Origin of the sequence: Streptomyces sp. NPDC058964 (assembly GCF_042741275.1) — a bacterium.
GTDB lineage: Bacteria > Actinomycetota > Actinomycetes > Streptomycetales > Streptomycetaceae > Streptomyces.
In genome coordinates this window covers 1-10,548 of sequence record NZ_JBHYKH010000313.1, presented here as the reverse complement: position 1 = coordinate 10,548, position 10,548 = coordinate 1, and the positions used below count along the sequence as shown (strand labels likewise).

Here is a 10,548-nt window from a genome sequence, read left to right as displayed (position 1 = left end):
AGACCCTTTGTGTGGGGCGGCCAGGGCCCGACCGGCGGGCCCGCCGGCCGGGGGGGGCCCGCGCGCCTCCCGCCCCGGCCGGGGGGGCCGCCCGGGGCCGGCCGCGTCGGCAGCCCTGCCGGGGCCCGGGTCGTGGCCGGGGCCCGGAGCAGGGACCGCCGTGGCGACGCGCCAGTCCCGGTGGGCGTCCAGGAGTACGCCGCGTTCGCCGGGCAGCGAGTCGCGCAGGACCATGCGCAGCGTGACCAGGTCCCGTACCTCCCGGAGGGCACCGGTCGGGCGGTGTGGGCGACGCGCTGCCAGCAGGCGGACTAGCGTGACCAGGAGCAGCGGTGCCGCGCTGATCAGCAGGGTTTCGTTCACGGGTGTCTCCTCTTCTCGTGTTCCGGACCTGGACCTGGCACCTGCGCTGCGGGAGGCAGGTGACCTGCGGGTCTCCTCAGTGATAGCCAGGCCGAGCGGCCGCGGACCGGGAGCCGAACGACTCAGAAGGATTCGGAAGAACGTCGAAGGGGGCGGCAGTTGGACGAGGAGGGGGCGGGCGCGGGAGCGGAGGGAGAGGCCGGAGAGGGCGGGACCCGTCCGGCGGCGGCAGTGGTGCCGCCGGAGCCGCCACGGCTCCTGCTCAGCCGGGCCCTGCGCAAGGCGATGGACGACAAGGGCCTGAGCCAGGCCGCCCTCGCCAAGGCCGCGGGCATCAGCCAGGCGGCCGTGAGCAACGCACTCAACGTCACTCCCAGCACGCCCAGTGCGCTGACGGTCAACGCGCTCGCGCACGCGCTCGGCATCACCGGCGAGGATTTGGTGGCGCTCCGCCGGTACCGGGCCCGCGCGGCGGAGCCGACGCTCCCAGGGCAGCCGGGCCGGCCTCCGGTTCCGGCCGAGGCGGGCGGACGGGCGGTGGAGACGGGTGGACCGGCGACGGAGGCCCGTCCCGAAGGCGAACCCCACAGAAGCGGCCTCCCGGCAGCGGGGAGCCCCCCGCCGGGCGGCTCCCCGGCAGCAGGCAGCCGCCCGGCAGCCCACCCCCCGGTAGCCGACCCTCCGCACCACGCCGGTCACCCCGCGCACCCGCCCTGCTCTCCGTACCTGCGCGGCTACCTGGCCGCCGCCACCCGTGCGGCCGACGCCCACCCCTATCCCGGCGTGCTGCCCGGCGTGGAACCTCCGCCGTTGTCCGTGGTCTATCTGCGCCAGCAGGCCCGTCCGCAGATGCTCGTCGACGGCTCGACCGGCGTGGGCGCGGGGCTCATGGACGCCGACACCGTTCTGGGCGGGGACCGCTCCTGCCTGATCCTGGCCGGACCCGGCGCCGGCAAGTCGAGCCTGCTGCGCACCGGCCTGTCCGCCTCGGTCGGCCACTGGAGCGCCGGATTCCGCGAGCGAGGACTGGCGGTGCTGGTCAAGGCGGCCGACCTGGTCGACCGGGTGACGCTGCCGGAGGCCATCGCCCGCAGTGTCACCGCCGAACTCAGCGATCACGGGCTGCTGGAGGCGCTGCCCCCCGAGTTCTTCCGCACGCACCCCGCCCCGGGCCTGCCCTGGCAGGTGCTTGTCGACGGTCTGGACGAGATCGCCGACGCCAGCTCGCGCCGCCGGGTCCTGACCATGATCGGCGAAGTCCACAGGAAGCAGCAGCGGGACCTCAAGAAGCAGCAGGAGCTCAAGGAGCAGCCGGCCGTCCGGCCCCTCTACCGGTTCGTCGTCGCCACCCGCCCCCTGCCCCGCGGGGAGATCGCGGGCGCCGCCTTCCGCGAGGACGTACTTACCCTGCAGCTCGAACCGTTCGCACCCGCGGACCTGCGCAGGTTCGCCACCGGCTGGTTCACCGCCCTCTCCCTGCCGCTCCCTGGCCGGGCCGCCGACTCGTTCGTCGAGGCACTCGACCGCACCCAGCTGGCGGAGCTGGCCCGCACCCCGCTGATGGCCACGATGCTGTGCCAGGTGTACGCCGCGGACCCCGGCCGTCGGCTCCCGACCGGCCGTAGCGGCCTCTACGAGCGCTTCATCGACCTGCTGTACGAGCGACAGCACGCCGCGGGGAACTCGGGTGCCAGGGTCCAGGCCAGAGCGGCGCTGTGCCGCTACGGCGAGGAGGCCGTCAGCCGGGCCGAGCACACCCTGGACCGGCTGCCGGACATGATCGTGGAGGTGGCGGCGGACCTGCGTAGGGGCTCACGCGGCCCCGTGCTCGGCCTGCTGGCGGGTCATCCGGACGCCGCCCGTCCGAAGCAGGTGCCGCACGAGGTGTGGGAGGGGTTCCTCGACCAGAGCCTGCGCCGGAGCGGGCTGCTGACCCCGCGCGCCGGCGGCCTGGTCTTCCTGCACCAGACCCTGCTGGAATACCTGGCGGTCCGGCACGACACCCGGGACCGGGCGGCCTGCCGCCGGGCCGTCCGCAGGGCCTTCGGCTCGCCGCTGCTCTGGTGGCTGCGGCGCCGCTGGGAGTTCCGCGACGAGTACTCCTTCCTGGGATTCCTCATGGACGCCGCCGAAGGCAACGGCTTCGACACGGCCCGCGCGCTGCGCCGCATGGGCAAGTCCCTCACCGGGGCCCGGTTCATGGCCGCCCAGGCCGCGCTCGGCACGCAGATCTCCGGTGAGGTCTCACGCGTCGCCGCGGACACCATCGCGACCGCGATCACCGACCCCCGCCCGATCGACAGCCCGCCCGACCGCGATCTCGCTGCGGAGGAGCACCTCGCCGACATCGCACTCCTCGTGGACCTGGGTGACGGGGACCGGGCCGCCGACCTGGCCGCGATCCTCGCCGACGAGGGCAGCGTGTTCCCCGGTTACCGGGTGGACGCGGCCTGCGTGATGGCCGACCTCGGCGACGTACGAGCCCCCGACGTCCTCCTCGCGCTCGCCCGCGGATATCCCGACGGGCCAGCCCGCATCAGCACCTTCCGGCTGGATGCTGCCCTCAAACTGCTGGACCTGGGGGACCCGCGAGCCGCGGACCTCCTGGCGTCCTTCGCCGCCAACCGCCGCGTCCAGGAGTGGGACCGGGTCCACTGCGCGCAGCGGCTGGCCGCATCCGGCGATCCCCGGGCCGCCGGCCTCCTGCTGGCCACCGAGCAGGAACCGGAGGAACGGGACCGGCGGGCGCTCAGGCACTCCCCGCACGGCTCATGAAAAGTGGATGTCGAAGTACCCGGCCATCTTGAAACCTCCCCTCCCTGAAGGCCCCAGCAGCCATCAGACTCTGGCTCCGCGGATGATCCGCCGGACAGAAGCTAGGACAGCTGGTGGCCATCGCGGCCGGCTCGCGCCGGGCGAGAAACCGAACCGGAAGCGGATGGCGACCGTGGTCTGCGTCTTTGACACCCGGTCGGCGCCCAGGCCGCCGCATGATGTGATCCAGCCGCCCGGCGGCCGAAGCGGCGAGTATCCCGCCCGCCCGGGTCCAGGGCGGAGAACAAGTGGTGCACCGTCTCGCTGGTCCGCCCGCCCGAGCAGGTCATCGCCGACGCCTTCGACCAGGCCGAGGCCCGCGACCCGAAGCACCTGCGCTCGTGGGTCGTCCTGGTCGACGGCGCCCGTCACCAGCTCGACCTGATCGGTGCCGAGACCGTCCGACGCGGTGTCACGATCCATGTCCTTCCGGACTTCGTGCGCCTGGCCGAGTATGTCTGGGCCGCCGCCGGCCGTGACCGCGAGCTCCTCAGGAGTGCGGACGCCCCGGGCGCGGAGCCAGTGGGTCAGCCGGGTGCTGCCCATGCCGTATCGCGGCCGGGGTCTGGTAGCCGTCGAGGAGGATGAGCGGCCGGCGCCGGTGAGGACGAGGACGCGTTCCAGGGCGGGGAACATGCCGGTCAGAGCGGAACGCAGGCGGTTGATGGCCCGGGTGCGGTCGCGGACGAGGTCGGTGCGGCGGCTGGTGAGGATCTTCAGCTCGATGCTGGCCTCGTCGGCGGGCCGCATCGGCTTGAGGTCTCTCCGGATGCGGGCCTCGTCGGCGATCACCAGGGCGTCGCGGGCGTCGGTCTTGCCCTCGCCGCGGTATCCGTCACTGGCCCGGTTCACGACCCGGCCGGGAATGCAGAGCAGTTTGAACGCTGCTGTGCGGCACCGCTGGAAGCGCTGTTCCTGCGCGAGGATCAGCGCCCGCTCGTTCCACTCATCGGCGGTCGCGTGGTCGGTGAGTTCACGGGCGACTTCGGCACCGGCACAGACCATCCCGGGGTGAGGCCCTGCGTGGCTACTCGTACGGTGCCCTGACTGCGGCGCACGCCAGGTGCGTCGAGGGGGAGGGGGATCCAGCTCACGGTGAACAGACATGGGCTGCACGGCGGTTGAAGAACGGGAGCGTTCCTGGTCGCCGTCGTTATGGGCGCTCCGCTGCTGTCGGCCACGCCCGCGGTGGCCGTGCACGGGGCAGTGCCCGGCGACTTCAACGGCGACGGTTACCGTGACGCCGTGCTGCCCGCGCCGGGGCGAACGTGGCCGGCAAACAGGGAGCCGGGGCGGTGGCCGTGCTCTACGGATCGAAGTCGGGGCTGTCGACGTCTCGGCGGGCGAGGACACCGCGCAGGGCCACGACGTCAGCACGGTGACGGTCCTGTGGGGCCTGATCATCCACGCAGGGCACCGTAGCGCGTAGGTCGGCGTAGCGGCTTTGGGCGGGACCTGTCATGGGGCGAGTGACCATGGCCCCTTACGCTGGCCGCGAATCGGGCTGGCTCCCTCCCTGCCCGCGGCAGCCCCGATAGAGGTTGGGTGTGTAAGCGTTCTTGTGTCTACGCGATCTATCAGGCACATCCCCATAGAACGCCGCTGTGTCAGTGGTGTGCTGTGCCGGTGCAGGAGGACTGGGGCCCGGCCGTGCGAACAGCGGGACGGCCTCAAGGAGCCAGGGGTATCGGGCGGAGTGTGCAGGGGCCGGAAGATTTTTTCGGCCCTGATCCTCCTGGAAGGCATAGTGAGGGGCGGCAGCACGCGTCACCAGTGGCGTAGGGGTGGGCCACAGAGGCCACTGGGCAAGAGAAGGTGACGATGGATGCACAAGCTGATGCGGACTTCCGGGAGTTCGTGGCGAACAGGTCGTCGGCATTGTTGAAGACGGCCGTCCTCCTCTGCGGCGGCGACCGCCATACTGCCGAGGACCTGTTGCAGAACGCGCTGATCAAGGTGGCGGGCCGCTGGAACCGGATCGAGGAACCGGAGGCGTACGTACGCCAGGTTCTTTTACCGGCAGCAGGTCAGCCGCTGGCGGCTGAAGTGGCCGCGCCGCGAACTGAGCGTGGCCGAGACGCCCGAGATGAGTACCGGAGTGGACGCGCCGTCCGCCGCCGAGCTGCGCCTGGTGATGCGCGAGGCGCTGGCGAGGCTGACCACCCGGCAGCGCGCCGTTCTCGTCCTGCGCTACTTCGAGGACCTTCCGGAAGTCGACGTGGCCCGGATCCTGGGGTGCTCCGTGGGGACCGTACGGTCCACGACGCACCGCTCGCTGGCACGCCTGCGCACCCTCGCGCCCGAACTCGCGGCGCTCGGCCCGGCCAAGGCCGAGCAGCAGCCGTTCCACCACAATTCGCCCGTTGAGGTGCATCCGTGAACGTCGACGAACTGGTGTCCGACGCCTTCCGCGAGCAGGCCGCGGACACCGTGCCAGCGCCCCCCTACCTCGCTGAACGTGCCCTGGCCGTGCGGCGCCGCCGCCGTACCCGCAGGCTCGTGTCCATCGCCGGTGCTACCGTCGCCGCGATCGCCGTCGCGGTGGCTGTACCCCGCCTCAGCGGAGGAGGGGACGATGTACGGCCCGCGAGCGAGATGAACCGGAGCGACATCATCGGCCACCCCGACCAGTCGCCGCCCCGGACCCTCATCGCGGCCGGGGACACGGTGCTCTCCGCCTTCTACGTCACCAAGACCGTCAAGCAGCCGAACGGTGACAACGTCCTCACCCGCACATACGGGCTTCTCGACCAGAAGACGGGCGCCTACAAGAAGACCAAATGGGCCGCCCTGGACGTCGCCCCCGGTTCCCGTACCGCCGCCGTACTCGAGGGCGAACTGCCGGCCAGGCGCATCGGGCTGCTCGACCTGCTCACCGGCAAGGTGGACCGCTGGATCAAGATGGACCGGGGGGTTGCCGGCATCGCCTTCTCACCGGACGGCACGAAGCTCGTCGCGACGACCTACGCCAAGGACCCCGACCGTATGTTCGCGGACCACAAGCAGTCCGTCGACGGCAAGGAAATCCCCGGCCCGGTGCCGAGCCGTACCGGATTCACCATCGTGGACGTGGACTCGGGCGAGGCGCAGTGGCACAAGGCGCCGCATCCGACGGACAAGACGGGGTGGTTCAATGCCCGCGCGGATTTCGACTGGAGTCATGACGGCACGCTGGTCTACGCGGAGACCACGATGAAGCCTTTCCGTGACTACTACAGTCTGGACGGCAACAAGGCCGACTGGCCGGCGGACGAGAAGGGCCCCGCCTACGTGACGGCAGGTGTCTCGCCCGACGGGAAGCTCCTCGCGGGTGGTTTCGCGGGCCACGGGACAACGGTTGCCGCCGCAATCCTGGACCCGCACACCGGCCGGCGGATCACCACAGTGCCGGTGCAGCAACTCCTCGCCTGGGCCGACAACAAGCGCCTCATCGCTTGGGGCTGCGACCCCAAGAGGTGCACCGGCTCCGGGGAGTTCCACAACCAGTTGCTGCTGGTCACCATCGGTACCAACCAGGTCGTGCCGTTGAGCGGTTTCCGCAAAGCGAGCGCCGACTATCCGGGCCGCTGGACCCCGGTGTTCAGCTCACGCTGACCAACTCCCCATACGCTGCCAGCAGCCCGTCGGCCGTCTCCCGGTCGGCGGGCCGCAGCGGTCAGCGCAAGGGATGACTTCCGACGGCTGATCCCGATGCCTGACCGGCCTCGGACTGGTAGGCCCGCATGTTCACGAGTCGCGTATTCGCCGCAGCTGTGGGTCGAACGTCACCCTGTGTCGGTGCTCTGCAACATGATGACCGGCGTGAACACCGGGATACTGATAGATGCCTGGCAGCGGCTTCTCGCCGACCCTCGCACGTCTTTGGTGCTGTTCGCGCATGGCACTTGTGTCGTGCTGACCGCTCCGGAAGGGGAGCTTGCTGAACAGGCCGCCGACCTCCTGAAGAAGTTCGGCCCGGCGCATGCTGGATCTTCGGCAGGAGACTTTGAGGTGATCGACCTCAAGGACGTCGAGGGATGGGGCGTCACCGGGCATCACAACGACATCCTCACCGATGTCGGCCCAGATGAGCCTCAAGACCAGTCGGAGATCGCTGTCGGACTGTTCGAACGTTCCAAGCGCCACCGGGATGGCACCGACCTGCACATCGTCCACGTCGAGGAATCCCCGGGTGCCAGTCGAAGTGTGTCCAGCGGGGCGGTCCACGAGCTGCGGCCCGGCTCGAGTGCGCAGACGATCGAGTACGGCCAGCCCGGGACTGGAATGTGCTGGTCTTTGCCCCGGCCGTATGTGTGACACACAATCCTGTCCGGTGAGGTGTGTGCGTCGGGCCGCAGCCAGCAGGTGATGTCGACGGCCAGGACCAGCCGGCCGTCATCGGTCCGCGGCAGTGGCACCGCGGCCAGTGTCCGTCGCAACCGGCCCGCATCCACTCGGCCGCAGGCCACGGCCGCGTAAAGTCCGCCGTGGCCGCGGCGGTGTTCGCCCACCAGCGACAACTCGGCCAGGGACTTCACCGGACCGTCGCCGCACAGAACGGCATCCGCCAGCTCGGACAACGCTTCCGAACGAGCGGTGAGACAGGCGTAGAACTCACCCCGGAAGCATGACAGTTCCGCCAACGGCCCCTGCCGGGCCTTCCGATGCAGCAGACTCATCCTCACGGCCTTCGTGCTGGGCATGTGTGTTCCTTGGTCGGAGCACAATTCAGACGAAGGCCGCTTCCGTGTACGCCGGATCCCTATCCGAGTGATCAAGTTCGACGCACCATTCGACGCACGACGTTAAAGATCAAGCTAAAGGCTGTCCGTAAGTGATGTCGGCCTCTCGGGCATACTGACGGTCGTTGCCGCGGTGGCGCGGCTCTGGAATGGGGGCCGAGTGCCTGAGTTGCGCTGCGAAGCGGTTCGCTGGGTGGACGATGAGCCGTTCCCCGGCATCGTAGAGGTCAGTTTCATCGATGCGACGGGACACTGCTGGTCCTTGATCGACAAGTGTGCGATCTTTGCCCAGCTTGGCGAGCTGGCCCCTGACTCGACCTACCCGGTCGAGGTCACGGTGGCGTGCGTGGTCCAGGGCGATGCAGTGGGGACAGTCGGCGACGAGAGTGTGACGGTCTCCACCTCGCCAGACAGCGTCGCGACGCTGGACGGGCAGGATACTTTCACCGTGAGGCGAAGCCAGCTCCTCCAATGAGGGCAAGGTTGTGCAGCCTGGCTATGCCGAGCATGGCTGTGTAGACGCCGTCGCCCGTCAGGCGGCAGTCGCGAAGGATCTTCCAGGTCTTCAGCCGAGCGAAGACGTGCCCGACGCGTGCTCTGACCTGCTTGTGAGAGCGGTTGTGTTCCTGCTTCCAGCCGCACAGTTCGCTGCCCGCGGGACGGCGATGTGGGATGACCAACCCGGTGCCCCGATAGTCGCCGTCGGCGATGGTCGTGATCCTCCCACGGCTGCCTTCGCACCGGATTCCGCCCACGCCTTGCAGTCGTTGCGGTTCCCAGGCACCGGTCGTCCGACCACAACGATCAGCCGTGTGTCTGCGTCGATGACCACTTGGTGGTTGGTGGAGTACCTGTAGTTCTTGGACTGCTCGGCGGCGCTGTGGACGCGGGTGGGCACGAGCGTGCCGTCACGATGAGCACGGTGCCGGCGCGGAAGCGCTGCCGCTGCTGAGCGCCAGCAACGGCCCAACGTGGTCGACGATGCGGTCGGCAGCTGACTTGGAGATGCCGAACAGCGGGGCAAGCTGGCGCAGTGTCAGGTTGGTCCGCCAGTAGGCGGTAACCAGCAGCACCCGGTCTTCGAGCGGCAGTGACCAGGGACGCCCTCGACGAGTCAGCTCAGCACCTTCTCGGCGCAACATAGCGATCAGCCTGCGGAAGTCGCGCGGTTGCAGCTCGCTGAACGGGACTATCCAATGCGGTTCCGACGCCGTGATCACACCAGCCACGTGAAGAGATCGTTCCACACCTGTGGACCTCGGAAAGCCGCGACTCAGCCACAGCGGCTCTCCCGTGGCTCCACGGAACCCGCCTGTTCCATGCGCCGGATCTCCCGCTCCGCCGCTTCCAAGTGCCCGAGGTCGAGGGCCATCGCGGCACGCCCGGCGACGTAGAAGATGTCCTGGCGGATCCGACAGTCCAACCCCGGTTGGCGGCACAAGGCCAGGAACCGCACCTCGAGACTGAGTTCGACGCGGCCCATCTCGTCCCGGACGCGGACCGGGAGTGCGGCGTGCCGGAGATCCTTGGCGTAGTCACGCGTCTGCCGGTCGGCCTCGTCAGGCCGAACTTCCACGGGACGATAGGGGTGATCGGCCCACTCCGTGTCAGCCCACCGGACGAGTTCGTCCAGGTACTCCGAGGCGACCACCAAATCCGGGGGCGAGGCGGAAAGGGCCGCGTCCGCGCCGGCAAGCAGCTGGGCGAGACGGCGTCGCGCCTCGTCGTCCCCCGCCACGCACATCGCGACGAAGCCCGACAACACGTCGAGCCTGCGCGACACCTCCGCCCGCTGCCAGATCTCGTACAGTCCCGCCATCCACCGTTCCCTCTCCGTCGACCGCGTCTCCGTGCCCCGAACCCTACGACGCGCCCCCGTCAGCGGATCCAACGATTTTCCCGGGCTCAGAGAACGAACCTCATGCCGGCTCGGTGCGGCGCACGGTCTCCTCTCACAGCTCGTGTGTCCGTGAGCGGGTGCTTCTTGATCATTGAGGGACAGCCCCTAAGCAAGCCCTATCGTTACAAGTCAGGAGCACGTCTCGTGCTTTCGATCATGCCTCGGACAGCTCGCCCGGTGAACGCTCGACGTCAGGAACCATCCTTCTGCAACGACGCGATGAGGCGGTCAAGGTCCCCGCGTGCCGTGTACGTACGGATCGGGTCGATGTAGTCGCGCGACTCGATGATCTGACCGTCCCGGATACGCATGACGAAGACGCAGGGCACCTTGGCCATGGAGTCGTCCGGCAACGTGAACTCATAGGCGAACTCGGCGACGATCACTTCAGGATCGGCGGTCTCATGAACGACGACATCGACGACCCGCCTCTTCGGCAAGGACTCCCGAACTTCTGGTGGCACCGTGAAGTGCTCCTGGAGCGCACGCCGACTCGTCAACGGCTCGGACTCCGGCGTCGCCATCGGATGGCGGACATCGGTGACCTCGCCATACAGGTCAGGCAACTCGTCGAAGTTCCCGCCGGCGACCCCATGAACAAGCCGGAGAAACACTTCGCGCGGACTCAGACTCACAAGACCTCCCCAAGTGATACGCACAGGCGGCTAAGGGCTGTCCCGTAACCCCTGGTCAGGGGTGAGATGATCTTGGTGTGGCTGGTGTGATCACGGCGTCGGAGCCGTCTTGGAT

5 protein-coding genes and 6 pseudogenes are annotated in these 10,548 nt (G+C 69.3%); 5 read left to right on the top strand and 6 right to left on the bottom strand.

Features of this window, described 5'->3' with window-relative positions:
• Nucleotides 1-363, bottom strand: a pseudogene (locus ACFW2E_RS30620) (hypothetical protein); the annotation flags it as partial.
• A 159-nt stretch (nucleotides 364-522) separates the two neighbouring features.
• Between ACFW2E_RS30620 and ACFW2E_RS30615 the strand changes: the two are divergent.
• Nucleotides 523-3,138 (top strand): helix-turn-helix domain-containing protein, encoded by a 2,616-nt coding sequence (locus ACFW2E_RS30615; protein ID WP_384470317.1) that lies wholly within the window; start codon nucleotides 523-525, stop codon nucleotides 3,136-3,138.
• Nucleotides 3,139-3,226: 88 nt separating this feature from the next.
• A pseudogene (locus ACFW2E_RS30610) lies at nucleotides 3,227-3,648 on the top strand (ISKra4 family transposase); the annotation flags it as partial.
• A gap of 9 nt (nucleotides 3,649-3,657) precedes the next feature.
• On the opposite strand, the pseudogene ACFW2E_RS30605 reads toward ACFW2E_RS30610, so the two are convergent.
• A pseudogene (locus tag ACFW2E_RS30605) lies at nucleotides 3,658-4,056 on the bottom strand (IS110 family transposase); the annotation flags it as partial.
• Nucleotides 4,057-4,998: 942 nt separating this feature from the next.
• Between ACFW2E_RS30605 and ACFW2E_RS30600 the strand changes: the two are divergent.
• A pseudogene (locus tag ACFW2E_RS30600) lies at nucleotides 4,999-5,557 on the top strand (SigE family RNA polymerase sigma factor).
• On the top strand, nucleotides 5,554-6,771 hold the full coding sequence (locus ACFW2E_RS30595) for a WD40 repeat domain-containing protein (RefSeq protein WP_384470316.1): 1,218 nt from the start codon (nucleotides 5,554-5,556) through the stop codon (nucleotides 6,769-6,771). The pseudogene ACFW2E_RS30600 and the gene ACFW2E_RS30595 overlap by 4 nt, the downstream one beginning before the upstream one ends.
• A 539-nt stretch (nucleotides 6,772-7,310) precedes the next feature.
• Here the strand turns inward: ACFW2E_RS30595 and ACFW2E_RS30590 are convergent.
• Nucleotides 7,311-7,835, bottom strand: a pseudogene (locus ACFW2E_RS30590) (transposase); the annotation flags it as partial.
• Between the two features lie 223 nt (nucleotides 7,836-8,058).
• Between ACFW2E_RS30590 and ACFW2E_RS30585 the strand changes: the two are divergent.
• Nucleotides 8,059-8,373, top strand: coding sequence for a hypothetical protein (locus ACFW2E_RS30585; RefSeq protein WP_384470315.1), 315 nt, complete (start codon nucleotides 8,059-8,061; stop codon nucleotides 8,371-8,373).
• Here the strand turns inward: ACFW2E_RS30585 and ACFW2E_RS30580 are convergent.
• From ACFW2E_RS30580 to ACFW2E_RS30570, 3 genes and pseudogenes are all read right to left on the bottom strand, one after another.
• Nucleotides 8,342-9,127: pseudogene (locus ACFW2E_RS30580) on the bottom strand (transposase family protein). The gene ACFW2E_RS30585 and the pseudogene ACFW2E_RS30580 overlap by 32 nt on opposite strands.
• Nucleotides 9,128-9,171: 44 nt before the next feature.
• On the bottom strand, nucleotides 9,172-9,717 hold the full coding sequence (locus ACFW2E_RS30575) for a hypothetical protein (RefSeq protein ID WP_384470314.1): 546 nt from the start codon (nucleotides 9,715-9,717) through the stop codon (nucleotides 9,172-9,174).
• A gap of 272 nt (nucleotides 9,718-9,989) precedes the next feature.
• The gene (locus tag ACFW2E_RS30570; RefSeq protein WP_384470313.1) at nucleotides 9,990-10,433 is read right to left on the bottom strand and encodes a nuclear transport factor 2 family protein; all 444 of its coding nucleotides are present in this window, start codon (nucleotides 10,431-10,433) and stop codon (nucleotides 9,990-9,992) included.
• Between the last annotated feature and the right edge of the window lie 115 nt (nucleotides 10,434-10,548).

Coding starts and splice junctions, on each gene's coding strand:
- ACFW2E_RS30575 (WP_384470314.1), bottom strand. CDS start 9,717: ATGGCGGGACTGTACGAGATCTGGCAGCGGGCGGAGGTGTCGCGCAGG.